Annotated in this window: 24 protein-coding genes and 3 pseudogenes; 8 read left to right on the top strand and 19 right to left on the bottom strand. The window is 69.6% G+C overall.

Annotated elements, in window-relative coordinates:
• Nucleotides 1–70: 70 nt before the first annotated feature.
• From Scani_RS16805 to Scani_RS16840, 8 genes are all read right to left on the bottom strand, one after another.
• Nucleotides 71–1,156, bottom strand: a complete 1,086-nt coding sequence (locus Scani_RS16805; protein ID WP_159476528.1) for a prephenate dehydrogenase — start codon at nucleotides 1,154–1,156, stop codon at nucleotides 71–73.
• A gap of 92 nt (nucleotides 1,157–1,248) precedes the next feature.
• Complete coding sequence (locus Scani_RS16810) at nucleotides 1,249–2,202, bottom strand: DMT family transporter (protein WP_159476531.1); 954 nt, start codon at nucleotides 2,200–2,202, stop codon at nucleotides 1,249–1,251.
• The gene (locus Scani_RS16815; protein WP_159482171.1) at nucleotides 2,199–3,497 is read right to left on the bottom strand and encodes an aminotransferase-like domain-containing protein; all 1,299 of its coding nucleotides are present in this window, start codon (nucleotides 3,495–3,497) and stop codon (nucleotides 2,199–2,201) included. Before Scani_RS16815 ends, Scani_RS16810 begins: the two co-directional genes overlap by 4 nt.
• 20 nt (nucleotides 3,498–3,517) lie before the next feature.
• On the bottom strand, nucleotides 3,518–4,435 hold the full coding sequence (locus tag Scani_RS16820; protein WP_159476534.1) for a phytanoyl-CoA dioxygenase family protein: 918 nt from the start codon (nucleotides 4,433–4,435) through the stop codon (nucleotides 3,518–3,520).
• Nucleotides 4,432–5,604 (bottom strand): alpha-hydroxy acid oxidase, encoded by a 1,173-nt coding sequence (locus Scani_RS16825; RefSeq protein WP_246295937.1) that lies wholly within the window; start codon nucleotides 5,602–5,604, stop codon nucleotides 4,432–4,434. The genes Scani_RS16820 and Scani_RS16825 overlap by 4 nt, the downstream gene beginning before the upstream one ends.
• Nucleotides 5,601–6,710, bottom strand: a complete 1,110-nt coding sequence (hppD, locus tag Scani_RS16830) for a 4-hydroxyphenylpyruvate dioxygenase (RefSeq protein ID WP_159476537.1) — start codon at nucleotides 6,708–6,710, stop codon at nucleotides 5,601–5,603. Before hppD ends, Scani_RS16825 begins: the two co-directional genes overlap by 4 nt.
• A 204-nt stretch (nucleotides 6,711–6,914) precedes the next feature.
• Nucleotides 6,915–7,571 (bottom strand): dihydroxyacetone kinase subunit DhaL, encoded by a 657-nt coding sequence (gene dhaL, locus Scani_RS16835; protein ID WP_167538111.1) that lies wholly within the window; start codon nucleotides 7,569–7,571, stop codon nucleotides 6,915–6,917.
• Between the two features lie 395 nt (nucleotides 7,572–7,966).
• Complete coding sequence (locus Scani_RS16840) at nucleotides 7,967–8,743, bottom strand: IclR family transcriptional regulator (protein ID WP_159476543.1); 777 nt, start codon at nucleotides 8,741–8,743, stop codon at nucleotides 7,967–7,969.
• Between the two features lie 59 nt (nucleotides 8,744–8,802).
• Between Scani_RS16840 and dhaM the strand changes: the two genes are divergently transcribed.
• Nucleotides 8,803–9,195: a dihydroxyacetone kinase phosphoryl donor subunit DhaM gene (gene dhaM, locus Scani_RS16845; protein ID WP_159476546.1), complete on the top strand. Its 393-nt coding sequence runs from the start codon at nucleotides 8,803–8,805 to the stop codon at nucleotides 9,193–9,195.
• Nucleotides 9,196–9,366: 171 nt separating this feature from the next.
• Here the strand turns inward: dhaM and Scani_RS40985 are convergent.
• A pseudogene (locus Scani_RS40985) lies at nucleotides 9,367–9,489 on the bottom strand (macro domain-containing protein); the annotation flags it as partial.
• 356 nt (nucleotides 9,490–9,845) lie between these two features.
• On the opposite strand from Scani_RS40985, the gene Scani_RS16855 reads away from it, so the two are divergent.
• Entirely contained in the window at nucleotides 9,846–11,000 is a 1,155-nt protein-coding gene (locus tag Scani_RS16855; RefSeq protein ID WP_159476552.1) for an ABC transporter substrate-binding protein, read from the top strand.
• A gap of 136 nt (nucleotides 11,001–11,136) precedes the next feature.
• On the opposite strand, the pseudogene Scani_RS40990 reads toward Scani_RS16855, so the two are convergent.
• From Scani_RS40990 to Scani_RS16890, 7 genes and pseudogenes are all read right to left on the bottom strand, one after another.
• A pseudogene (locus tag Scani_RS40990) lies at nucleotides 11,137–11,361 on the bottom strand (pyridoxamine 5'-phosphate oxidase family protein); the annotation flags it as partial.
• Nucleotides 11,362–11,630: 269 nt separating this feature from the next.
• A complete protein-coding gene (locus Scani_RS16865; RefSeq protein ID WP_159476558.1) occupies nucleotides 11,631–12,398 on the bottom strand; it encodes an SOS response-associated peptidase in 768 nt (255 codons plus the stop codon).
• A 396-nt stretch (nucleotides 12,399–12,794) separates the two neighbouring features.
• Nucleotides 12,795–13,451, bottom strand: a complete 657-nt coding sequence (locus Scani_RS16870; RefSeq protein WP_159476561.1) for a YceI family protein — start codon at nucleotides 13,449–13,451, stop codon at nucleotides 12,795–12,797.
• A gap of 444 nt (nucleotides 13,452–13,895) precedes the next feature.
• Nucleotides 13,896–14,123 carry a hypothetical protein gene (locus Scani_RS16875; protein ID WP_159476564.1) on the bottom strand — a complete coding sequence of 76 codons (228 nt, stop codon included), beginning with the start codon at nucleotides 14,121–14,123 and terminating at the stop codon, nucleotides 13,896–13,898.
• A 363-nt stretch (nucleotides 14,124–14,486) separates the two neighbouring features.
• The gene (locus Scani_RS16880; RefSeq protein ID WP_174872713.1) at nucleotides 14,487–15,161 is read right to left on the bottom strand and encodes a ribonuclease FAU-1 family protein; all 675 of its coding nucleotides are present in this window, start codon (nucleotides 15,159–15,161) and stop codon (nucleotides 14,487–14,489) included.
• Between the two features lie 209 nt (nucleotides 15,162–15,370).
• The gene (locus Scani_RS16885; protein ID WP_281392285.1) at nucleotides 15,371–15,829 is read right to left on the bottom strand and encodes a DoxX family protein; all 459 of its coding nucleotides are present in this window, start codon (nucleotides 15,827–15,829) and stop codon (nucleotides 15,371–15,373) included.
• Between the two features lie 279 nt (nucleotides 15,830–16,108).
• Nucleotides 16,109–16,831, bottom strand: a complete 723-nt coding sequence (locus Scani_RS16890) for a helix-turn-helix transcriptional regulator (protein ID WP_159476573.1) — start codon at nucleotides 16,829–16,831, stop codon at nucleotides 16,109–16,111.
• A gap of 133 nt (nucleotides 16,832–16,964) precedes the next feature.
• Here Scani_RS16890 and Scani_RS16895 point away from each other — a divergent pair, with 133 nt between their 5' ends.
• The 5 genes and pseudogenes from Scani_RS16895 to Scani_RS42145 all read left to right on the top strand — a co-directional run.
• Nucleotides 16,965–17,507, top strand: a complete 543-nt coding sequence (locus Scani_RS16895; RefSeq protein ID WP_159476576.1) for a DUF2231 domain-containing protein — start codon at nucleotides 16,965–16,967, stop codon at nucleotides 17,505–17,507.
• 68 nt (nucleotides 17,508–17,575) lie between these two features.
• Entirely contained in the window at nucleotides 17,576–18,010 is a 435-nt protein-coding gene (locus tag Scani_RS16900) for a hypothetical protein (RefSeq protein WP_159476579.1), read from the top strand.
• A 58-nt stretch (nucleotides 18,011–18,068) separates the two neighbouring features.
• On the top strand, nucleotides 18,069–18,662 hold the full coding sequence (folE, locus tag Scani_RS16905) for a GTP cyclohydrolase I FolE (protein WP_159482173.1): 594 nt from the start codon (nucleotides 18,069–18,071) through the stop codon (nucleotides 18,660–18,662).
• 53 nt (nucleotides 18,663–18,715) lie between these two features.
• On the top strand, nucleotides 18,716–19,108 hold the full coding sequence (locus Scani_RS16910) for an arsenate reductase family protein (RefSeq protein ID WP_159476582.1): 393 nt from the start codon (nucleotides 18,716–18,718) through the stop codon (nucleotides 19,106–19,108).
• A 171-nt stretch (nucleotides 19,109–19,279) separates the two neighbouring features.
• Nucleotides 19,280–19,597 (top strand): annotated as a pseudogene (locus Scani_RS42145) (hypothetical protein); the annotation flags it as partial.
• Between the two features lie 202 nt (nucleotides 19,598–19,799).
• Here the strand turns inward: Scani_RS42145 and Scani_RS16920 are convergent.
• From Scani_RS16920 to Scani_RS16930, 3 genes are all read right to left on the bottom strand, one after another.
• Nucleotides 19,800–19,982: a hypothetical protein gene (locus tag Scani_RS16920; protein ID WP_159476588.1), complete on the bottom strand. Its 183-nt coding sequence runs from the start codon at nucleotides 19,980–19,982 to the stop codon at nucleotides 19,800–19,802.
• A 421-nt stretch (nucleotides 19,983–20,403) separates the two neighbouring features.
• Nucleotides 20,404–20,580: a hypothetical protein gene (locus tag Scani_RS16925; protein ID WP_159476591.1), complete on the bottom strand. Its 177-nt coding sequence runs from the start codon at nucleotides 20,578–20,580 to the stop codon at nucleotides 20,404–20,406.
• A gap of 162 nt (nucleotides 20,581–20,742) precedes the next feature.
• The gene (locus Scani_RS16930; RefSeq protein WP_159476594.1) at nucleotides 20,743–21,159 is read right to left on the bottom strand and encodes a Fur family transcriptional regulator; all 417 of its coding nucleotides are present in this window, start codon (nucleotides 21,157–21,159) and stop codon (nucleotides 20,743–20,745) included.
• 753 nt (nucleotides 21,160–21,912) lie between these two features.
• Between Scani_RS16930 and katG the strand changes: the two genes are divergently transcribed.
• Nucleotides 21,913–24,144 carry a catalase/peroxidase HPI gene (katG, locus tag Scani_RS16935; RefSeq protein WP_159476597.1) on the top strand — a complete coding sequence of 744 codons (2,232 nt, stop codon included), beginning with the start codon at nucleotides 21,913–21,915 and terminating at the stop codon, nucleotides 24,142–24,144.
• The last annotated feature ends 13 nt before the right edge of the window (nucleotides 24,145–24,157 follow it).

Below are 24,157 nucleotides of genomic sequence, written 5' to 3' on the forward strand. Positions count from 1 at the left end.
TCGGAATGCGTGGACAAGAAAGGAACCAATCCCCGTGATGGCTGGTGGATGTACGTGCGGCGGGGGGGAGCTAACGGACCGCCCAGCCCCGGTCGCGCAGGGCGTCGGTGAGGGGGCGCGCCACGTCCGGTGCGACCAGCAGCTCGACCGCACCGCGCGGCGGCGCCGTCGTCTCCGGAAGCAGCAGGTCCTCCAGGTCCACCCGTGCCTCGCTCACGTCGTCGAGCAGCCGCTCCAGGCGCCGGTCCTGGTCACCGAGGGAGACCGAGAGCACGGCGTGGGAGCCCGCACCCCGGCCGCCGTGGGTGGTCGCGATGCGGGCCCGGCCCTCGGCGCCGCGCCGCAGCACGTCGGTCAGGTCCGCCAGTGCGTCGTCCTGCTGCTCCGGTCCTTCTTCGGTCAGCCGGTCCAGCGCGGCGGCCGTTCTCTGCAGGTCCGCGGTGAGCTGCGTGAGCAGCGCGCTGAGGGCGGGGGCGTTGGCGGCGAGGATGTCCGTCCACAGCCCGGAATCGCCGGCGGCGATTCTGGTGACGTCCCGTACACCGCGGCCTGCCAGCCGCACCGCGTGGCCCTCCCCCTCCAGCAGCCGGGCCGCGGTGAGGCTCGCCATCAGGTGCGGCAGATGGGAGACGAGGGCCACCGCCCGGTCGTGGTCCGACGGATCGAGCAGTACCGGGACGGCGCCGCACAGCGACACCAGCTCCAGGGCGCGGTTGAGGGTGGCTTCGCTGGTTTCCGCGGTCGGGGTGAGCACCCAGTGGCGGTCCTGGAAGAGGTCGGCGCGGGCCGACAGCGGCCCGGAGCGTTCCCGCCCGGCCAGCGGATGTCCGCCCACCAGGGCAGCGGTGTCGCAGCCGAGGGCCAGGCATTCGGCGTGCGGCAGCGCCTTGACGCTCGCCACGTCCGTGTACACCCTGGCCAGCTCGGCCTTCTGGTGGTCCGCGATGGTCCTGGCGACGTCCGAGGGCGGCACACAGATGACCGCGATGTCCACTGGTGCCGACGGTGGTCCGGGCGTCCCCGCGCCGCGCGCGGCGGCGATCCGCACGCTGTGGGGGTCGCGGTCGATGAGGTGGGTGGTGACTCCCCTGCCGGTCAGTGCCAGGGCGATCGATGTGCCGATGAGACCGGTGCCGACGACTGCGGCGGTATGCATGGTGTCCCTCTTCGACCGTGGTGGGATGGGGCGCGCATCCGTCCCGGCCCATCCGGGAAGTGGACAGGCCCGGACGGACCGTGGGGACGGGACTACCGGTCGGCGGCGCTCTGGGCCGCCGGCTCGGCCGGTGCCTCCGGCGGTGCGGGGAAGCGGTTACCGGTCAGCCGCCGTAGCAGCGCCGGGTTGGTCAGCATCACGGCGTTGCCGACCAGGATCAGGAAGACGCCCGCCAGGTCCCGCGCCGTCCAGTGGAACTCCTCGAACACCGTGGACAGCAGGAGCGCCACGATCGGGAAGAGCACCATCGCGTACGCGGCACGCTCACCGCCGATCCGGCCGAGCAGGGTGAGATAGGCGCCGAAGCCGATCACCGAGCCGAAGACGGCGAGGTAGACGAGCGAGCCGGCGTACTGCGGCGTCGGGTCGAACAGGGCCCCGCCCCCGAAGAACACGGCGTACGGGGCCATCAGCAGCGCCCCGTACGCCATGGCGTACCCGGTGCCCTGGATCACCGGGATGCCGGCGGCCTGAGTCTTGCCGGAGACCACGTTGCCCAGGCAGAACACCAGGGTGCCGAGGACCGAGAGCACGATGCCCTGCCCCGTTCCGGAGGAGAGGCCGAAGTTCTGGAACTCCGGCCAGAACACCGTGCCGATCCCCAGCAGCCCGATCGCTCCGCCTACGAGCATCTTCGCGGTGATCGCGCGCTTGAAGAAGATGCGGGCGAACGCCATGTTCACCACCAGCGACATCGCGAAGATGATCGAGACGAGGCCGGTGGCGAGGTACTGCTCGGCGAAGTAGAAGCACACGAAGTTGGTGGAGAACATCAGCGCGCCCATGAGGACGAACTGCCCGTGCACCCGCAGCGGATAGCGCAGCGGCAGGCCGCGCAGGCGCGCCCACGCCAGCAGGATGACGGCCGCCAGCGCGAACCGGTAGGCGATCGATGCCGTGGGGTGCACATCCCCGAGCTGGCCCTTGATGGCCAGCCAGGTGGAGCCCCAGATCAGCACCGTCACCACGTAGAGGACGGCGTTCATGCGCAGCTCCGTTCCAGCAGTCCGACCAACCGCCGGGCTCCTTCAGTTACTTGGGCAGGCGTCAGGTAGCTGAGGGAAAGCCGCATCTGGTACCGGCCGCCGCTGTCCGGATCCGGGTAGAAGTAACTCATGGGCGTCCAGATCACCCCGTGCTCGCGGGCGGACTCTTCGAGCAGCGCGTTGTCCGCGGGGACGGGCAGGGTCAGGGTGAGGAAGAAGCCGCCCTCGGGCGAGTTCCAGTGGATCCCGGCCGCCTCGCGTCGCTCGGGAGGCAGCAGCCGGTCGAGCGAGTCGAGCAGGACCTTCAGGTTCTCCTGGTAGAAGTCGGCGGCCGGCTTGTTGGCCTCCCGCAGACGGAAGTCATGGGTGAGGAGCATGCCCCCGATGACCGCCTGGCTGAGCGCCGGGGTGTTGACCGTCACCATGCCCTTGATCTTGGACAGTTCGTCCGCCAGGAGCGTACGGCTGCCGTCCGACGCCTGGACGTGCTGGTCGGCGACCACATAGCCGACCCGGGCTCCGGGGAAGCAGGTCTTGGCGAAGGAACCGAGGTAGATCACTCGCCGCCGGCCGTCCAGCGCCTTGAGCGTGGGCAGGCCGGTACCGGTGCGCGTGAAGAATCCGTACGGATTGTCCTCCAGGAGGAGCAGGTCCTCCTCCTCGGCCATGTCGAGCAGACGGTGGCGCGTGGGGAGCGGCAGGCAGGTGCCGGTGGGGTTGGAGAAGTCCGGAACCAGGTAGAGCGCGCGCGGGCGCTTACCGGCCGCCCGCAGGTCGGCGACGGTCCGCCGCAGCACGTCCGGGTCGATCCCGTTCTCGCCCTCGGGCACGTGCACGGTCTCGATGTCCAGCAGCCGGGCCGCTCCGGTGATCCCGACATAGCAGGGCGAAGAGACCAGCAGGACGTCCGAGGAATCACGGAACAGCGCGCGAAGGGCGAGGAACATGCCCTCCTGGCAGCCCACGGTGACGACGAGGGATGCGGGGTCCGCCTCGATGCCCTCGTCGTTGCGCAGGGCGCGGGCCACCAGCTCATGGATCTGGCCGTTGGTCCGCCCGTACTGGAAGAGCAGGGTCCGAACCTCGTCGGGGGTCCGGCCCAGGTCCTCGGAGAGATGCCGGGTGTACGCGTCGAGGTAGTCGCCGATCCGCTCGACCTCGAACAGCCCTTCATAGGGGCGGCCCGGCCCGAAGGAGATCGCTTGCGGGTAGCGGGAGGTGACCTCGTTGAGGAAGTTCATCACTTCCATGAGCGGGTCGCCGAGCGAGCCGTGCAGCTCGTCGGCGGACAGCATGGTGGTGGGGGAACCGTGACTCACCGGGGGTCCTCCCACAGGACGGGGCAGAAGTCCGCGTCGTTGTAGTCGGGGTTGCCGTTCTCGTCCTTGCCGACGAGCACATCGTTGTTGTAGACGACGAGGTCGCCGGAGGACAGCTCGAAGGGCCGCCACTGGTTGGCCTGGTCCTGCAGGTGCAGCGAGATGGCCCGGCGGGGACGGTCGCTGAGGTTGTAACCGCTGCCGTGGTAGGTGCGGCAGTGGTGGAAGCTGATGTGTCCCTTGGGGATGTTCACCGGGACCTTGCGCACCTCCGCGTTGTTGAACGCGGCGTTCTCGGAGAGCATGTCCTCGAGCTCCGACCGGTCGCGTTCGGCGAAGTGGCGGCTGGTGGAATCGTCCCCGCCGATCTCCTTCCAGCGGTGACTGCCATCGACCATCGTGATCGTCCCCATCTCCTCGTCACAGTCGTGGAAGGGGATGAAGGCGGTGAGCATCTCGTCGGAGGAGCAGGTCTGCCAGTAGTGGCGGTCGAAGTGCCACGGCACGATGTTGCGGGCGTCGTCCGCACGCTGCGGCTTGTGGATGAGCGTGCTGTTCCACAGCCGTATCTGGCTGGTCTCCGCGATACGTGCCGCGACCGCCGCGATCAGCGGCTTGGCCAGGATGCTGCGGATGGTCTCGTCCTCGTAGAAGATGTAGTCGTTGTGCCGGTGCACATCGCCCTGCGACGGCTCCCAGTACGCCAGGCGCGGCGGCCGGGTCGGCAGGGTGCGGTCCCGGTGGCCGGCGTAGAAGCGGTCGGCCGCGGAGTTCAGCAGGTCGGCTTCCTCGTCGGTCAGCAGCTTCTTCGACAGATACCAGCCGTGCTCCTGGTAGAACTGCACGTCTTCGTCGGACGGCAGCAGGTCCCGCTCGGCGTCGGTCAGCGCGAAGCGTGCGTCGTTCGTCGTCATGCCATTTCCTTGTCGTTCGAAGTGGGGTGGAACGGAAGGTCCGCGGAGGGGTGGAGCAGGTCCCGGGTGATGGTGTCGAGGCGGGGCCGGCCGGTCAGGGCCATCGCCTCCTCCAGCTCCGCCCGGAGGGTGGCCAGGACCCGTTCGACACCGTCGGCACCGTCGACGGCGAGGCCCCAGAGGACGGGACGGCCGACCAGCACCGCGCGGGCCCCGAGCGCCAGCGCCTTGAGCACGTCCGTACCGCGGCGGATGCCACCGTCGACGAGGACCTCGCACTCGGGCGGCACGGCGGCGACGACCTCGGGCAGCGCGTCCAACGCCGGTATCACGCCGTCGAGTTGGCGGCCGCCGTGGGTGGAGACGATCAGCCCTGCCACCCCGAGATCGGCCGCCCGCCGGGCGTCCTCCGCGGTGAGTACGCCCTTGAGCACCAGCGGCAGGCGGGTCAGCGAACGCAACCAGGCCAGGTCCTCCCAGGTGAACGCGGCGTCATGGTGCAGCGCGGCGTGTTCGGCCAGGGTGGAGTTGCCGGACCGGCCCTCGTGCAGCCCGGCCCGTTGGCCGTGGTCCAGGTTGGCCGGCCGGACGTACGGCGGCAGGCTGAACCCATTGCGCAGGTCGCGCTCGCGGCGCGCCATCCGCGGGGTGTCGACGGTGATCACCAGGGCCCCGTAGCCGGCGGCTTCGGCGCGCCGTACGAGGGACTCGGTGACCTCTCTGCGGCGCATCACGTACAGCTGCAGCCACAGCGGGCCGGTCGCGGCCCGCGCGGTCTCCTCGAGCGTCTTGCTCGCGAAGGTGCTGGCGATGGTGAGCGCACCCACCGCACCGGCCGCGCGGGCGGTGGCGATCTCGCCGTCCGCATGGACCAGCCGGTGGTAGGCCATCGGCGCGATACCGATGGGGATCGACACCGGCCGGCCGAGCAGTGTGGTGCCCAACTCGAGGTGGGACACGTCGACGAGAGTCCGCGGACGCAGCCGGTAGCGGTCGTAGGCCTCGCGGTCCTCGCGCAGCGTCACCTCGTCACCGCTGCCACCGGCGATGTAGTCCCATACGGACCGGTCGAGCCGGGCGCCTGCCGCCGCTGCGTAGTCCCTGGGGGACAGGAGCGGGTCCTCCGGGGCATCGTGCGGCTCGGCCCGCCCGGCCACCGGAGCGGTCACCCCTCGGTCCTCGCCGCGGCGCCGACCGGAACGCCGGCATCCGGGCCCTCGGCGCGCTCGCGCTCCACGGCCTCGTAGAGAGCCTTGATGTTGCCGCTGCCGAAGGTCCGCGCCTCGAGCCGCTGGATCAGCTCGAAGAACACCGTACGGCGGGCGTAGGGAGAGCGGGTGAACACCTGGACCAGCTGGCCCCATTCGTCCCGGTCGGCCAGCAGGCCCAGTTCTTGCAGGACCTCGGTGTCGATGTCCACCTCGATGCCCCGGTCGGCCAGCGCGGAGTAGTAACCGGCCGGGGTCGACAGCAACTCCACGCCGGACGCGCGCAGTTCGCGGGCCGCCCGGACGATGTCGTTCGTACCGTAGGCCACATGCTGGACGCCGGGACCGTCGAAACCGTCGAGGAAGTCGTTGAGCTGACCGCGGTCGCCGACCGGGTCCGGCTCCACCATGGTGAAGGTGACGCCCCTGGTCTCGTCCTGCACGACCTTCGAAGCCATCGCCTGACCACCGACGACTATGTACTCGTCGTAGGTGTGCCGCAGCCCCAGCGCCCGCTGATAGAAGTCGACCATGGTCTCCAGCGAACCGGCGCGCAGGCACAGGGCCAGGTGGTCGACCGAGCGCAGCAGCTCGGGGCCCGGCGCGGCTACGGCGGCAACGGGCCGATATCGCTTGGGCAGGAAGGCGCCTGACGGCTCGTCACGCTGTACGAAGCTGTGGACCAGGTCGTTGGTCGCGGCGATGGTGGCCCGGGTGACCCGGCCGGTGGGGTCCTCGAAGGTCTGCGGTTCCGAGACGACCTCGGCCCCTGCGGCCACCGCCCGTTCGAAGTCGCCGACCGCATCGTCCGTCCGCAGGGCCACATCGCGGACACCGTCGCCGTGCCTGCGGACGAACCGCGAGGCCGCGTGGTCGGCGTGCAGGGCGGAGGTCAGTACCAGGCGGACGCCGCCGTGCGCCAGCACCAGCGAGCGGGCTCCGGCCAGTCCGGTGAGCGGTCCCGCCTCGGCCACCACCCGGAATCCGTAGGTACCGCAGTAGTAGTGGGATGCCTGGTTGACATCCCCGACGAAGAACTCAACATGGTCGACGGAATGGACAGTCACGTAGATCCAATCTCGCGTTCAGAGGGGTGACGGGACGCGTTACGGGAGCGCCCCGGAATCCGGCACAGGCGTGGCGCGGCGACGATGCGAGCAAACGGCCGCCGAGCTCCGGCCCGGGTGAGGAATCAAGAGGTATCGAGTAGCCATCGGACGCCGCGTGGGGCAGTCGGCCGGGGCGGCGGAAGTCCTGCAGGTCACAAACGGTCAGGCGAGCCGGGCTCTCGTCGCCTCGGCTTCCGTCGCCTCGGCGAGGGCGCGGAAGACGTACGCGGTCGAAGTGGCGCCCGGGTCCTGGTGGCCGACGCTGCGCAGCCCCAGGTACGACGCGCGGCCCTTCCTGGCCTGCATCGGCACGGTGGCCCGCATACCGGCTTCGGCCGCGTCGGCCGCGGCGTGCGCGGCCGTGCGGAAGTCGGCGCCGGAGTGCGCCGCGTCCCGGAAGGCTGCGACGGCGGGGGCGTACGCGTCGACCATGGTCTTGTCGCCGGGCACCGCCGCGCCCAGCTGCTGAAGCTTGTCGAGCGCCGCGGCGAGCCCTGCCGCGAACCGCGGGGTGTCGATCTCCGCGTCGGCGTCGAGGGCCTCGCCGAGAGCCCGGAAGGCGCTGCCGAACAGGGGGCCGGAGGCGCCGCCGACCACGGACACCAGGGTCTTTCCCGCCGCCACGAGGATCTCGTCGACCGAGGCGGCGGGCCGTGACGCGTCGTCGATAACGGCGCGCACCGCGCCGAAACCACGAGCCATGTTGGCCCCGTGGTCTCCGTCCCCGATGGCCGAATCAAGTGTGGTGAGGTGCTCCTGGTTCCGGCTCATGGCCGAGGCGGTGTTCTGCACCCAGTCACGGGTGAGCGAAACATCCACCGGTACTCCTTCGGTTGGGGCTCCAACAGGGCTGTGCAACCAGGGGTGTTGACGGAGGTGACGCGCAACGGGGGCACACGGCGGGAACGTCCCCGACGCCGGGCACGAAGCCGAGTGCTCGGGTAACTTGACGGGCTTCTTCGCAGTCTTCCGCATGGCAGGCGCTCCTTCGCTCCCCCGCGATCGCAACCTTGAGCGGTAGGTCGGATCGCTGACATTTTCCGAAAGCTGTTCGGCATTACCGAATGGCCACAGGAAGCAAAACCCACCGACCCCGGCCCCGTCAAGGACTTGTTGCACAGCGGCTCCGCAGACCGCAGATCTTGTCGAATCAACCAGCCTTACATGCCGAGTTGATGAACACTCCATTGCATCGGGAGGGCCCCCGAGCAACGTCAGCTGCTGGCGCGCAGACCCGCGTTACGCGGTGCGCCGAGATCCCGCGACAGGCTGCGGGCGACTTCGCGCACCGCGATGGCACACTCCTGACGTGCACTGTCGGCGAGCAGGCGCTCGACCGGGCCCACCAGGCCGAGGCCGCCCACGACTTCGCCGGTGCGGTCGAAGACGGGGGCCGCGATGCCGGCGTCCCCCAAGGTCAACTCCTGGTCGTCCAGCGCGTACCCGGTCTCACGCACCTGGTCCAACTGCGTCGCGAGCCGTTCGGGGTCGTCGATGCTGGCACCGGTGACCCGGAGCAGCTCGCCCGCCAGCAGCTCCTTACGGCGTTCGGCGGGCAGGAAGGCCGCAATGGCCTTGCCCAGGGCGCAGGTGTTCCAGGGCAGACTGGCCCCCGTCTCCAGCACCTGCACCGAACCGCCGGGGCGGAACGCATGGTGGACGACGAGGACGTGGCGGTCCGTGAAGACCCCGACCCACACGGCGGCACCGGTCTGGGTGGCCAGCAGATCGGCCCAGGTCACCGCGCGGGTGCGCAGTTCGTGCGAGTCCAGGTAGGCGTTGCCGAGGACCACCAGTCCGGGGCCCAATTGGTACTTGCCCGTCTCGCGGTCCTGGACGACCATGCCCTCCGCCTCCAGGGTGCGCAGCAGGGCGTGCACGGTGGGCTTGGCGACGCCGATGCGGTCGGCCAGTTCTGTCACTCCCAGTCGCGGTGTCGCCGTGGCGAGCTCCCGGAGAACGTGCATCGCCCTGTGCACCGCCTGGACCATGGAAACAACTCCCTGTTCGGTATTGATGAACGGCGTTCCGACTTATAGAGTCCTCGTTCATGACACCGTTGGTTGGCATCGTACTTGTGTCACACAGTGCGGAGATCGCCCTCGGCGTGAAGTCGCTGGTCGAACAGTTGGGCTGCGGACGGGTCGTGGTCGCCACGGCCGGCGGCACTGACGACGGCCGCATGGGAACGAGTTACTCCGGCGTCCTCGATGCGCTGCGCACCGCCGATGCCGGTGCCGGCGTGCTGGTCCTGCCGGATCTGGGCAGCTCGGTCCTCACCGCACGGCTGGTCCTGGAGGACCACCCCGGCACCCACGCCGTCATGGCCGATGCCCCGTTCGTCGAAGGGGCCGTCGCGGCCACCGTGACCGCCGCGAGCGGCGCGGACCTGTCCACCGTCGTCAAAGAGGCCGAGGAGGCCCGTCACATCAGCAAGTTCTGACGCTACGTGAGGGCGACCGGAGCCTCTCGACATGCTCGGGGCAGCGCATTCCGGTCATTCTCCGACAAAGGCCGCTTCGCACGCCTGGCGGGCATGGCCGTCGAAGACAACGAAACGGATCTCGCCAAAGGTGTCGGGTGTCGCCTCGATCTCGACGCGGACGGTGTCGACGGCGGTAATCGCGACGGCGGCAAGGCCGCCACCGTACTTCGAGGCACGCAGATCACGGCACTCGGCGAGGACCTCCGGGCCGCCGCGCCGGTGCATCGCGCCGTCCACTCCCCCGCCGCCCAGTTCGGTCTCCGCGGGGAACGGACTGCCCAGGATGAGTCCGTGCGGCCGATCGCCCGCCTCGGCTCTTGGCGGTCTCCTCGTGCCGTGCCGCATGCTTCCCTCTCGCGCGGAGTTGTGCGCAAAGTGTGCAGCGCGGCCGGCCAGGACGAGGTGCCGCGTGACCCCTGCGAGCTGCGATTGTGAGGGAATCGGAGTCAATAGTTTTACCAATGTTTACCCGGCGGACACCATAGTTGGGCCTACTGAGGCCCTACTTGTCCAGACCGTCGTCGGGCAAGTGCTCACCCCCCACGTGCATCCCCTGTGTGACCCGCATGAAATCCCCTCAATTGTCTGTGCGCACCTCTGGAGAGTCCGTGACCGTGTTCCTGCCGAGGACCGCCGTCCTCACCGGCGTCCTCGCCGTCGCCGCCGCGCTAGCCCTCAGCGCCTGTGGCTCGTCCTCAGACGGGTCGGACGCCGCCGGCGGAAAGAGCGCGGCCACCGCGACCACGGCCGAGGCCCTCGGCGGCGTTGACGCCCTGGCCGAGGCGGCCAAGAAGGAGGGCACGCTGCGTGCGGTCGCGCTGCCCCGCGACTGGGCAAACTACGGCGCCCTGATGGACGGCTTCAAGAAGAAGTACGGCATCAAGGTCGAGGTCGAGAACCCGAATGGCGCCAGCCAGGACGAGATCAGCGCCGTCACCTCGCGCAAGGGCAAGGACAGCGCGCCCGACGTCCTCGACCTCGGCAGCTCCTTCGCGCAGAGCGCGGCCCAGCAGGGCCTCCTCGCGCCGTACATGGTCACCGGTTTCGCCGACATCCCCGACACCCAGCGGGACTCGATCGGCCGCTGGGCGAACGACTACGGCGGCTACATCTCCTTCGGGTGCGATGCCAAGCGTGTGCGCACCTGCCCGACCAGCTTCAAGGATCTGCTCAAGCCGGAGTACAAGGGGCTGGTCGCGCTCAACGGCAGCCCCACCAAGTCGGGCTCGGCCTTCGGCGCCGTGTACGCGGCCGCCCTCGCCAACGGTGGCTCCTTCGACGACATCCAGCCCGGCATAGACTTCTTCGCCAAGCTGAAGAAGAGCGGCAACTACACGCCCCTCGACTCCACCCCGACCACCATCGGGAAGGGTCGGACACCGATCAGCATCGACTGGGACTACCTCAACGCGGGGTACACCCACGAGTTCAAGTCCAAGGGCCTCGACTGGACGGTCGTGGTCCCCTCGGACGGCAAGTTCTCCCAGTACTACTCGCAGGCCATCAACAAGGACGCGCCGCACCCCGCGGCCGCGCGCCTGTGGCAGGAGTACCTCTACAGCACCGAGGGCCAGAACATCAGACTCAAGGGATACGCCCGCCCGGCTCTGATGACCGCCATGAAGAAGGCCGGCACGCTCGACAAGACCGCGGCTGCGAAGCTGCCGAAGGTCTCCGGCACGCCGAGCTTCCCGACCGAGACCCAGCAGAGCAACGCCAAGGGCGTCATCGCCCAAAGCTGGGGCGGGGCCACTTCCGAATGACCGCGAGTCGCACCAGGCCGACGTGGTGCCCGCCGCTTCCTCTCAGCGGCGGGCACCGCGCGGCCGGGCGGCTCGTCTCCCTCGGCGGACGCATCGCCGCCGAGCCGCAGGACGGCCGCGGCCGGCACGCCCTGACGTACAGCACACCGTCGTGCCAGGCGCCGGTCACGGGAGTGACGTGCAGCCGGCCGTCGGGCCGCACCGTGGAAACCCAGAAAATCTCGGCGGCCCTCAGGTGCCGCTGGGCCTCGGTCCACTCGGTGGCAGTGACGTCCGCGGCACCGGGGAGGGGATGGAGCGCGGAGCTGTAGCGGGCGTCGAGCTCGGTCGTGGGCTGCTGTGCAGGTCCGTGTGTCGGCATGGCGGATCTCCTTCTCTCTTTCCGGACAACGACCGACTGCCCGCACCGAAGTCATCGCCGGGCCCATTTGGTCCTGCACGCCGAGACGGGACGGAGCAGCATCGGCCGCGACACCTCGGCGCCCCGACGCCCCGACGCCCCGACGCTGGACTGTCGACAGAAATGCTCGGTGTCGGCCGCGCGCTCAGTCCCGTCGGACGGCTCCGAATGCACGGAACCGTCAGTGGTCAGCGATCAGTGGCCAAGGGGACTTGTTGCCGTGCCGCGGCTCAGGCGTCGCCGGTGCCGTCGTCCGGCCCGGCAAGGAGATGCGGGCCGTTGTTGCGCACGTCGTTGACCGCGGTCGACACCGCGCGGGCGTCCAGGTGCCCGGCAGCGGGGGCTGCGAGCAGGGCCCGCAGCTCGCCTGTGTCCTGGTGGGCGGGGTCGAGCCAGGCGCCCCAGTCGGCGGGCGCGACCGCCAGCGGCATGCGGGGATGGACACGGCCGGCGGCGTCGGTGGCCTCGGTGGTGATGATCGTGCAGGTCACCCACCACGCCCCCGGGCTGCCGTCGTCCTCGGCAACCGGGTCGCGCCAGAACTCGTACAGGCCCGCCAGCGCCATGACCTGACCGTCCTCGGGACTGATGAAGTACGGCTGCTTACGGGCCTTGGCGCTCTTCGTCGCGGCGACGCTCTTGCTCGCGGCGACGGTCTGCCACTCGTAGAAGCCGTCCGCCGGCAGCAGACAACGGCGCTTCACGAACGCCCGGCGGAAGGCCGGCTTCTCCGCGACGGTCTCCACTCGGGCATTGATCATCTTCGCGCCCGTGTGCAGACTCTTCGCCCAGGATGGCACCAGCCCCCAGCGCAACGGCCGCAACTGCCGCGTGATCTCACCCGTCCCACGCTCGACCCGCTCCAGCACCGACCACACCTCATCCGTCGGCGCCACATTCCAACTCGGATCCAGACTCCGGTCAGGATCCCAGCGCGTGGCATCGAAGACGCTCGCGAGCTCTTGCGGACTGCGGGTGGAGACGAATCGACCACACATACCCCCACCCTGCCACCCACCGAACCAAAAACCGGGCTGCACCAGGCGGAAGGGCATGTCCCGCGACAGCGAACATGGAGCACATCGAGCACGCTGCCACGGGACGACTCAGCCTCGTACCGCTCGGCCACGTCAGGGCCGGAATCGCGGGCACCCGGCCGGCCTCGGCACGCCCCTCCACTCCGCCGGAGGGGACACCGCCGACGGCCGTGAGGGAGAAACGTCGACTGGTGGCCACCACGAGGTGCAGCACCCGGGCACGACCGGACTGGTCAGCGGGCGGCCTGGTCGGCGGGCGGGCTGGTGCACGTCAGACCGGTACCGCGTGACGGCCCGCAGCTCGCTCGCCTCGTCGAGGTGCAGGCGTACGGGCCGCAGCGGGCCTCCCGGGGGCGACTACGACAGGGGCATCCTGATCGCGGAGATGTCGAACTGCAGCCGAACCTTCTCGCTCACCATGGCGCCGCCCGCCTCCAGGCGCTGGTTGTAGACCAAGCCCCACTCGGTGCGGTCGATGGTGGTGGTGCCGTCGAAGCCGGCTCGCTCATAGCCGAACGGGTCCAAGACCGAGCCGAGGTAGTCGAGTTGCAGCTCGACGGGCCGGGTGACGCCGCGGATGGTCAGATCCCCTGCCATGCGGAAGCTCTCTGCGCCCTCATGGACCGTGGAGGTACTGCGGAACGCCATCTCCGGGTAGCGGTCCGCGTCGAAGAAGTCGGTGCCGATGAGGTGTGCGTCCCGCTGCTCCACACCTGTGTCGACGCTGGCGACCCGGATGACCAGTTCGGCCCGGGACTGCGAGGGCTGGGCTCCGTCGAAGTACAGCGCGCTGTCGTAATCGGCGAAAGCACCCCGCACCGTCGTGACCATCGCGTGCCGCACGGAGAACCCGATGCGACTGTGCGGGCGGTCGATGGTCCATTGCCCGGTCAGCGCACCAAGTGCCGGGTCGAGCGCGACTCCGGCGGCGTCGGCCGCCGGGAAAGGTGTATGGGGGCCGGCCGCCGACGGCGGCTCGACAGTCGCGCTCTGGCGACGGCTGAAGATACCCATGCGGTCGTAGCCTCCCTTGAATCTGATTACTCCGTGCTATCACGGAGTCGACAGGAGCTACACAGCGAGATGGGCGACCTCGTCCGGATTCCATGGCGCCGACTGCAAAGATGCACAGGATCGACACGAAGATGGATGCACTGTCGGTCGGCGTGACGTCACATGCTGTCACCGCAGCGTGGAACCGCAGCACTCGCGTACGTACCAGCCCTCGCGTATGCACCAGCGCCCCCACCCGGCAGTACCTACGCGAACTGCCGCCACCCCGACTTACGGCGCCAACGTGAGCGCCAACCCAGCCGTCGACGTGGAGGTAGGTGTCACCCCTGACCGGCCAGCGTCACCCCTGACCGGCCACATTCGCTCGAAGTCCTTGCCTGCCGAGCGGGCCATGCCCGACGGGCACGGGGAAGCCGACGAACGGACGACGACGGAGCGCCATGACTACGGGGTGTACGTGCAGCCTTGCCCGGCGTAATACCACTCGTACTGGCCCATCACCCACGGGTCGGCCCTGATCGTGAAGATGCCGTGCGGGGCGGGGCAGTGGAACGTCGTGGTGACAGTGTCATGAGCGGGCAGGGGGCCCGGCCTTGCGGGGGCCGCAGAGGCCACGCCAGCGCCGGCGCCGAACAGTACGGCGGCGAACGCTATCGCGATGATCTTCTTCATCGTGTCTCCCCGTTCCATCGCGTACGGGAACTGCCTCTGAGGAGGATACACGCATAGGCCCAATTCGGAATAAGAGGGTGAATATACCTCATGTCCGGGAAGGGTGCCCAGCCCCGACCGCTCCCGGCCCGCGTGGGGCCAGAGAGCCGGCCTCAACTGAGCTTTGTCGCCCTACAGTTGATCAGATGCGCTTGTCTTATGGCCGCGGGCGCCCCAGCGATCGGCCTCCCTCCCCCTTCCTCCCCGACCCCAGGTCCCTCCTCTCCCACCACGCGCTGCTCCTCCCACCGGGGACATGGGCGAAAGCGACCGCGATGAAGCGACCGGCCAGCCCGTCATGCGGCGACCGGCCGGGCCGACGGTTCAGCCGTCGGTCGGTTCAACGCTCCGCGCGGCTCTCTTTGACCGCGGCAGACGCGGCGTCGGCCAGGCCGGATCCCACCGCCAGGATCTCCACGCGGCGATGTCGGCGAACGGGCGGGACCGTTCCTCGATCATCGCGAGGACCTGGGCACGGGCCATGTCCACGGCCCGGTGCTCGGTGTCGGTGACGATGCCGAGCCGCCGGACGTGGACGTACTCGTCTTCGTCCTTCCACTGCCAGCTACTCAGGTCAGGGGCGACGACCAGGTCCACGGTCAGGTCGAAGGTGTCGAACCCGTCGACGGTCCGGGTCGTGGGGTGCTCGAAGTTGACGTACCAGTTCCGCAACCCGGCTGTGGTGTAAAGGGCGTTGATGCTGAACCATGAGCCCGGCGGGTTCCACAGCAGTAGCTCGGTCTGCTGCCACCGGCTGTCCGTGAGCTCCCACTCCCCCGTCGCCATCGCGTCGAACGCCTCCGTGCGCACCGACCGGTCGCCGACGGTACGAGCCTTGGCGTACAGGGCGGACCAGCGCACCTCCGCTCCCGGCGCGCACGCGGCCACCAGCGCCTCGCTCGTGTCGGCGAGGACGCGCAGCGCATGCTCGCTCCACACGCGGCCGCTGCGGTGCACGTCGCGCCGTACGACTGTCTCCCCTACCTCGAAACTGCGCACGTTCCTCCTCCCTCCCCGCCGGGACGCCCGGCACGGCAGCAGCCCAGCGCCGACCCAGGGGCCCGGGCCCACTGTCATGCGGGAGAGCATGCCCGGGGAAGTCGTCGGCTTACCAGGAGGATGCACGAAGGGGTAAGCGGTCGACCCGTCCGGTGGAGCACTTTGTTCGCGAAGGGTCGGCGGCGCCGTGGCGCCGCCGACGCGAAGGTTCAGAGACTCAAGGTGATCGCGGCGGCGATGCCGCCCAGGCCGAGGGCGAAGACGGCCTGGGGCCAGCCGCCCGTGCCCCAGCGGAAGCACCGGTCCACCGCCAGCCGCCCGGGACCGGTCGCGGCGATGCCGAGGGCGACCACGGCGATGCAGACGCCGTACTCCACTCCGCCGTTCGTCTCCCAGAGGCCGTGTGCTCCGGTGACGGACACCATGGCGTTGACCATGACGCCGATGAGGGCGGCGGCCGCGAGCGGCGTGAGCAGCCCGAGAGCCAGGCCGAGGCCGCCGAGGAATTCGGACAGACCGCCGATGACGGCGAAGAGTTTGCCGAGCTGGTAGCCGAGGGCGGCGAACCCCTTCGCGGTCTCCGCCAGGCCCTTGCCGCCGAAGATCCCGAACAGTTTTTGCGCGCCGTGTCCGGCCATCAGCAGCCCGAACGTCAGCCTGATCAGCAGAAGTCCCCAGTCGGCGGCGGAGGATCGCGACGTGACGGTGCCTTATGCGGCTGATTCCGTCGCAGCCGACGGGCGGCGGCGGTACGTGATGAGTTTGGTGACCATGGGAGTGCTCCGGTTGAAGGACGCCGTGCCGGTCCCGTGGTCGTCGCCCGCGGCCACCCGGCCACCGTGACCGTGTCCTGATTTGCTGGCCGGCTCAGTGGTGGCACCAAGCGGTGTCGGTGACGTCCTCGGTCGGGAGCTCGACGACGTCGTTGCGGTGAAGAGGGCTGCGCATCACCCCTTGGTGGGGCCCAGCTGGACGCAGCATTCCCCGGGGCGTGGGGCGAGCGTCGCCTCGACGCCGCTGACCTCCAGGCCCTCCAGGTAGCCGGTGATGAAGGCGTGGTTCATGCCGCACACCAGCTCGGGGGCCTTGGCTGCCAGGGGGTGGAACGGGCAGTTGCGCAGCCGGAGTCGGGTGGGGGTTTCACGGACGGGCTCGAAGCCGTGCTGGTCGAGCATCCGCTCGCAGACGCTCAGTCCACGTTCTGCGCCGAGTCGGCCGGGACGTGTCTGTTCCCGCTCGCTCTCGCCCAGTTCCCGGCCGCGTCGGCAGGCTGTGCGCAGCGCGGCGTGGGCCGCGGATTCGCCTTCGCCTTCGGTGAGAACGGCCTCCATCAGGAGGTCGGCCAGCAGTTCGTGACGGCGGTCGGGGATGCTGACGTGGATGTGGCTGTCGGTGGGTTCGTAGACCTTGGGCTGACGGCCGACCTTCCGGATCCCGCCGGGTGATTCGTACCGGGCCCGCAGCAGGCCGGCGTCCACCAGCTTGTCGAGGTGGAAGGCCGCGAGCTTGCGCGAGATGCCCACACTGGCGGCTGCCTCGTCCCGGGTCACGGGGCGGCGCTGCCGGCGGATGAACGCGAACATCTGCCGCCGGGAGTCCTCACCGAGGACGCTGACGGATTCGATCGCGGCGTCACCCGCGGGGGGCTGCGGCGTTGCGTCAGAGGTCACGTCTTCACAGTAACGCGTACACCGATAGGTGCAACCGACGAACCTCCGTGCGACTCGGTGTGGAACTGGGCATCTTGACGGCCCTCACAAATAAGACCAAGATTTGTTGGTGAAATTAGGAGGTGGGGTCGTCATGGTGGATCCATCGCAGGAGCAGGCCAAGCGACCGGTGAGCGCTGCGCTGGCCGGACCGTACGGTCACCCCTTCCATCCGATCCTGGTCACCGTTCCCATCGGGGCCTGGGTGGGCAGCCTGGTCTTCGACATCGCCTCGCATCTCGTACGTGCTCCGGACTTCCTGGTCCGGGGGGCGATGTGGCTGATCGCGCTCGGGGTGATCGGCGCTCTGGCCGCGGCCCTGGTCGGTTTCCTGGACCTGTTCGCCATCCCGCCGGGAACTCGGGCGTTCCGCGTCGGCCTCGTCCACATGACGCTGAACCTGCTGGTGACCGCCGCCTACGCCGCCAATTTCCTCTGGCGGCACGCCGGCCACCTGCCCGATACCGGCGTCGGAGGCGGAATGCTCGCGCTCAACGCCGTGAGCCTCGCGGCCCTGGGGGTCTCGGGATACCTGGGCGGAAAACTCGCCTACCGCTACGGCGTGCGGGTCGCCGGCGAAAGCACCCAGGCCGAGGGCTTCGTCGCCATCCACCGCCCGCCGGGCTCCGCCGGCTGATCACCTTCACCGGCGTGGCCGCGCAGACGCGGCCACGATCGGTTCCCCCTTCACCACGAGGAGTCCTCATGGACATCGCCGCACTGATCACCTGGGTGATCACCGCTCTTGGCGGCTTCTACATGCTCGGCACCTGGCTCTCCCGAGGAGGAGCCAAGGCCGGCAACAGCCGCCTGCCCGTCCCCGTCGTCTTCGGGCACTTCGCACTCGCCGCAATCGGCCTGGTCGTCTGGGTCATCTATGTGATCACGGACAAGGACGCCCTGGCCTGGACCGCCTTCGGTCTCCTGGTGCCCGTCGCCCTGCTCGGCTTCGCCATGCTGGCGCGTTGGATCCCGGTCCACCGGGCCCGTGCCGCCGCTGCCGCGCCGGCCGCCACGGAACAGCAGTCCGCACCCGCCGAGCGGTACTTCCCCGTACCGGTGGTCGCAGGGCACGGCCTCTTCGCCGTCGTCACCGTGGTCCTGGTCCTGCTCACCGCTCTCGGGATCGGCGGCAGCTGACATGACCCAGCATCCTCACCCCGCCTTGCAGGTGGCAGCCGGCGACCCCGAGATACCGATGCCCGCGCAGCCCGCGCTCCGCGTCGTCCAGGAAACCGACGGGATCGACCTGGCCGCCGCCGAACGAGCCGCCGGAGAGTTCCTCCAGGCGCTCGGGATCAGCACCGGGACCGAGAGCCTGCGGGGAACGCCGGGGCGCATGGCCCGCGCCTACGCCGAGTTGTTCAGCCCCCGCCCCTTCGATCTGACCACCTTCCCCAACGACGAGGGCTATGACGAGCTCGTCCTGGCCCGCAGCATCCCCGTGCGCTCGGTGTGCGAGCATCATCTGCTGCCGTTCGTCGGCACCGCCCACGTCGGCTACCTGCCCGGCCAACGCATCCTCGGCCTGTCGAAACTCGCCCGCGTCGTCGAGTACTTCGCCTGCCGTCCGCAGGTCCAGGAACGTCTGACCAAACAGGTCGCCGACTGGCTCCAGACCCAACTGGAACCCAAGGGCGTGGGTGTCGTCATCGAAGCCGAACACACCTGCATGACCCTGCGCGGTGTCCAGGCCACCGGCTCCAGCACCCTCACCTCCACGCTCCTGGGCACCCTGCGCAGCGATGCGCGCTCACGCAGCGAATTCCTGGCCCTGGCCGGCCTCACCTGACCTCACCGTGCGGGCGCCGCTTCGCCCGGACAGAACCGAAAGACATTCACCCCATGGAAATCTGGATCAACCCCGCCTGCTCCAAGTGCCGGTCCGCGCTGTCGCTGCTCGACGCGGAAGAGGCGCAGTACACGGTGCGGTACTACTTGGAGGAGCCGCCGACCATGGACGAGCTCGCGGCAGTCCTGCGGCGCCTGGCCCTGGAGCCGTGGGACATCACCCGCCTCGGCGAACCCGTCGCCGCCGAACTGGGCCTGGCGACATGGCCGCGCGAAGCGGCGGACCGCGCCCGCTGGATCGAGGCGCTGGCCGCCCACCCCACGTTGATCCAGCGGCCGATCATCACCGCCGACGACGGGACGACCGTGCTGGGCCGGTCACCGGAGTCGGTACGGGCCGTTCTGCCACAACACCGGGGCACCGTCAGCGCCGTCGGGGAGCAGTGAGCGACGGCGAGTGTGATGACAGGAGCTACCCGGTCCAGCGGGTGGGCCCGGTCGCCGTCCTGCTCCTGGTAGGAGCAGGTCTGCTCGGGCCAGGGGGCGCCGGGGTGGTGAGCCGCGTTCGTCCCACTCCGCCCAGGCTCTGACGAGCGTGACCTCGTCCGTACTGCCCCCGGCCGCACCCGCCTCGTCCCGGTGATCTGGGACGGCAGTGCGGTCCGGCCCGTCGGCAGCCACCGGCCCGCGGTCCTGCAGGGCGCGGCCCTGGCCGACGGGATCGCCGCCGTACCGCCGGACCGGAACCCCGCCGACCCCGTTCCGCTGGTCCTGCTGACCCGGCGACCCGGCGACCCGGCGATGTACAGGCCCACGCCCACGATGGACAGGGGCAGGGCTGCCCCCAGAAGGCCCAGCATCTGCCACCAGGTGCGGCATTGCAGACATTGCGCGGACGGAACCACATCGCGGAAGAGCAATGCCGCGCATGACTGATTGCCGTCGACTGAGTACGGCACTGCCAGCAGGTAGGCGAGCCAGACCCATAGATAGCCCTGCGGACACGACCAGGGCCGGCAGCCCCTTCTTCCTCTGTGCGGCACGCTGCCAGAAAGTCGATCTCAACTCCGCTGCCGTTGACATGCGTTCCCCCGATGCTTCTTGATGTCGAACATCGACGATGCGGCGCAGTCCGCCCTCACTGCCCGCGGACCAGCAAGAACAGGCCTACGAGAACCACCAGAACCACCGCTGCCACGCAGAGGACCACGCCGACGCAGATCGTGAAGATCGCAGCCCATCCGGCACAAGCCACCTGCCGCGCCCGCACCAGCTCCGCCTCTTCGGCACCGTCGTCCCACGGATCCCAGTCCGAACCCACTGCCCCACCCCTCCCCGCCCCGGACAACCTCGCCCCGCTCCCCCGCTTTCCACCGCATTTAACCGCAGAGCGGTACGCCGCCCCCGGTGGATGCCGTTCCACGGCCCATGCGGTGCCGCCGAAGGCACGGTCGGCACAGGTCGCGTGCGTTCAGGGATATCTGAGTGAGCGTCACAAAAAGGCCTCCCGGCTGCGGATGGCAGCGGGAGGCGGGGCGGGACGGAAGGGGCAAGCGGCGGAGCGGACACGGAGGTTCGGAAGGAGGGTCCGGGGGCCGGGGCCGAGAGGGGCGGCGGGCCAGGGGTGTACCTGGCCCGCTCCGCAACCAGGCGTGCCCCTGGCCGGGTTATGCCGGTCGGTCCTGCGATGTGACCGGGCGTGCGAACCCACCGGGGGCTGTTGCCTCAGGAGTGGGTCGGGTTCAGGTGTTGATGGCGCTCGTGATGGCGGCGTTGGTGTTGCCCCGTGCCGCCCGGTCTCCGGCGCGCCGCGCCTGCTCGGGGGTCGCGCCCAGGGAAGCCGCCTTCAACGTGGCCTGGGTGCGGCGTTCTTCGATCAGTTCTGCCCGCTTGCGCTTCAGATTGCCGAGGAATGACATGGTCTACGCGTTTCCGCGGCGGCACCACGGTAAACGCCCTGCTGGGCGCGGGTGCAGGGCGCGGCCATGTGTGCTTGGCGGCCGCCGAGCAGCTCTTCCGCAGGCGGCGGCCCGCCGCCGTCGACGACGCGGCGGACCGGGGCTGGTGGATCGCGGCGCGGCTCATGCGCGGACGCAGGCGGGGCACAGGCCGCGGTAGGTCACCTCGGCCTCGGAGACGGTGAAGCCGAATCGTTCGGAAGGGGGCAGATCGGCCAGGGGGTCGCCGTCGGGGTGAACGTCCCGGATGACACCGCAGGCGGAGCACACCAGGTGTTGGTGGGGCCGGTGGGCGTTCGGGTCGTAGCGCTTGGCGCGGCCTTCGGTGGGCACTTCGAGCACCTCGCCGAGCGAGACGAGTTCGCCGAGGGTGTTGTAGACGGTCGCGCGGGAGATCTCCGGCAGCCGGGCGGCGGCGCGCGCGAGCACCTCGTCCGCCGTGAGGTGGACGTGCTCACCGTCGAGTACCTCGGCGACCACCCGGCGCTGGGCGGTCATCCGCCAGCCGCGTCCGCGAAGCCGGCCCAGCAGGTCGCTCATGCCCACCAACCTCACTGTGCATCTTGTGCATCGTTTGATGAATGAATGCGTACGAGTCTGGTTGTTGTATTGACTTGGATTTCGTCCATCGTAGGATCGGTTCCGGCGACAGCCAAGGGACAGGACGACAGCAGGGGAAAGCCCGTGACGGTTCAGGAGACGGGTCCGCCAACCACCGAATCCGGCCTTGGTCGCGGGCAGGCGGAACAGAGCACAAAAGAACTCCCACGGCCAGACGGTGGGCCAGGACGAGGTGCTGCCGGAGAAGCTCGTCCACCTCGGCAACAAACGTCTCGGCCCCGAGCGCATCGTCCACCCGCGCGACGTCGTTGCCTGGGCGGTTACCGCCTTGAGGCCGAGCGATCGTCCGCGGGGTGCTCGGTCGCCTGGGCCGTTCCCTCATCCCCCTTCAGCCCATACATGCCGCTTACGTCATGTATATCGGGGATGCCGGGTATGCAGCCTTCCGCGCACGCACCGCGGCGGGACTCGTTCCGCATCGGCCAGGCCGGCAGCCCGGCGCGGCACGGGGGGCGGGTCCACGACGGCCACCACCCGCGTGTGCCGGTCCTTCGATGTCGTCGCTGATGTCGGCTGCGCGGCCGGCGTGGCACCCCGCCCGACCCGACCGCGTCCGGCACACCACGGCGCTCGGCCGACCAGGCCGAGGCCGTACTCCTGGGGCCTGTGCCTCCGTTGTTCCACCGCCCGCAGTTCCTGAGCACGTGATCCGCCCAGTTCGGAAGGATTTTCATGTCTGAGAACCACGACGCAATCGTCACGGACCCGAAGCCCGAGGAGGCAGGTGGCTGCCCGGTCGCGCACGGTCGCGCCCTCCACCCGACCCAGGGTGGCGGAAACCGCCAGTGGTGGCCGGAGCGGCTCAATCTGAAGATCCTCGCCAAGAACCCCGCCGTGGCGAACCCGTTGGGCGGGGACTTCGACTACGGCGAGGCGTTCAAGAGCCTCGACCTTCCGGCGGTGAAACAGGACATCGCCGAGGTGCTGACGACCTCGCAGGACTGGTGGCCGGCCGACTTCGGGCACTACGGCCCGTTCATCATCCGGATGGCGTGGCACAGCGCGGGCACGTACCGCATCAGCGACGGCCGCGGCGGCGCCGGTGCGGGCCAGCAGCGCTTCGCCCCGCTGAACAGCTGGCCGGACAACGCCAACCTCGACAAGGCCCGCCGTCTGCTGTGGCCGGTCAAGAAGAAGTACGGCCAGAGCCTGTCGTGGGCCGACCTGATGGTCCTGGCCGGCAACGTCGCGCTGGAGTCCATGGGCTTTACGACCTTCGGTTTCGGCGGCGGCCGGGAGGACGTCTGGGAGCCGGAGGAGGACGTCTACTGGGGTCCCGAGACCACCTGGCTCGACGACCGGCGCTACACCGGCGACCGCGAGCTGGAGAACCCCCTCGGCGCGGTCCAGATGGGTCTGATCTACGTCAACCCGGAGGGCCCGAACGGCAACCCGGACCCGCTCGCCGCGGCCCGCGACATCCGTGAGACGTTCCGCCGGATGGCGATGAACGACGAGGAGACGGTCGCCCTGGTCGCGGGCGGTCACACCTTCGGCAAGACCCACGGCGCGGGCCCGGCGGACCACGTCGGCCCCGACCCCGAGGCCGCCACACTGGAGGAGCAGGGCCTGGGCTGGAAGAACACCTACGGCACCGGCAAGGGCGGCGACGCGATCACCAGCGGTCTCGAGGGTACGTGGACGAACACCCCGACGGCCTGGGACAACAGCTTCTTCGAGATCCTCTTCGGCTACGAGTGGGAGCTGTTCAAGAGCCCCGCCGGTGCACACCAGTGGCGGCCGAAGGACGGGGCCGGGGCCGGCTCGGTCCCCGACGCCCATGACGCGTCGAAGAGCCACGCCCCGACGATGCTGACGACCGACCTCGCGCTGCGCATCGACCCCGCCTACGAGCAGATCTCACGTCGCTTCCTGGAGAACCCGGCCGAGTTCGCGGACGCCTTCGCCCGTGCATGGTTCAAGCTGACCCACCGCGACATGGGCCCGGTCGTGCGCTACCTCGGCCCGGAGGTCCCGGCCGAGACCCAGCTGTGGCAGGACCCCCTGCCCGCGGTGACGCACGAGCTCGTCGACGCCGAGGACATCGCCACCCTCAAGAGCCAGATCCTCGCGTCGGACCTGTCGGTGTCCCAGCTGGTGTCCACCGCGTGGGCGTCGGCCTCCTCCTTCCGCGGCAGCGACAAGCGCGGCGGCGCCAACGGCGCACGTGTCCGTCTCCAGCCGCAGAGCGGGTGGGAGGTCAACGACCCCGACCAGCTGGCGGCGGTGCTGCGCACCCTGGAAGGGATCCAGGAGTCCTTCCACTCCGCCCGGAGCGACGGCAAGCGGATCTCGCTCGCCGACCTCATCGTGCTCGCCGGTGGCACGGCCGTCGAACAGGCCGCCAAGGACGCCGGCATCGACGTCGAGGTCCCCTTCACCCCGGGCCGCGCGGACGCGTCGCAGGAACAGACCGACGTCGAGTCGTTCGCCGCGCTGGAACCGGCCGCCGACGGATTCCGCAACTACGTCGGCAAGGGCAACCGCCTGCCGGCCGAGCACCTGCTGCTCGACAAGGCGAACCTGCTGACCCTGAGCGCCCCCGAGCTGACGGTCCTCATCGGTGGCCTCCGCGTCCTGGGCGCCAACCACCAGCAGTCGGCGCACGGCGTCCTCACCACCACCCCCGGGACCCTGACCAACGACTTCTTCGTCAACCTCCTCGACCTCGGCACCACCTGGAAGGCAACGTCCCAGGACGCGAACACCTTCGAGGGCCGTGACGCCGCCACGGGCGAGGTCAAGTGGACCGGCACCCGAGCCGACCTCGTCTTCGGCTCGAACTCCGAGCTGCGTGCGCTCGCCGAGGTCTATGCGAGCGACGACGCGAAGGAGAAGTTCGTGAAGGACTTCGTCGCGGCATGGGACAAGGTGATGAACCTGGACCGGTACGACCTCGTCTGATCCTGTCCGATCC

The sequence above is a fragment of the Streptomyces caniferus genome (genome assembly GCF_009811555.1).
Lineage (GTDB): Bacteria > Actinomycetota > Actinomycetes > Streptomycetales > Streptomycetaceae > Streptomyces > Streptomyces caniferus.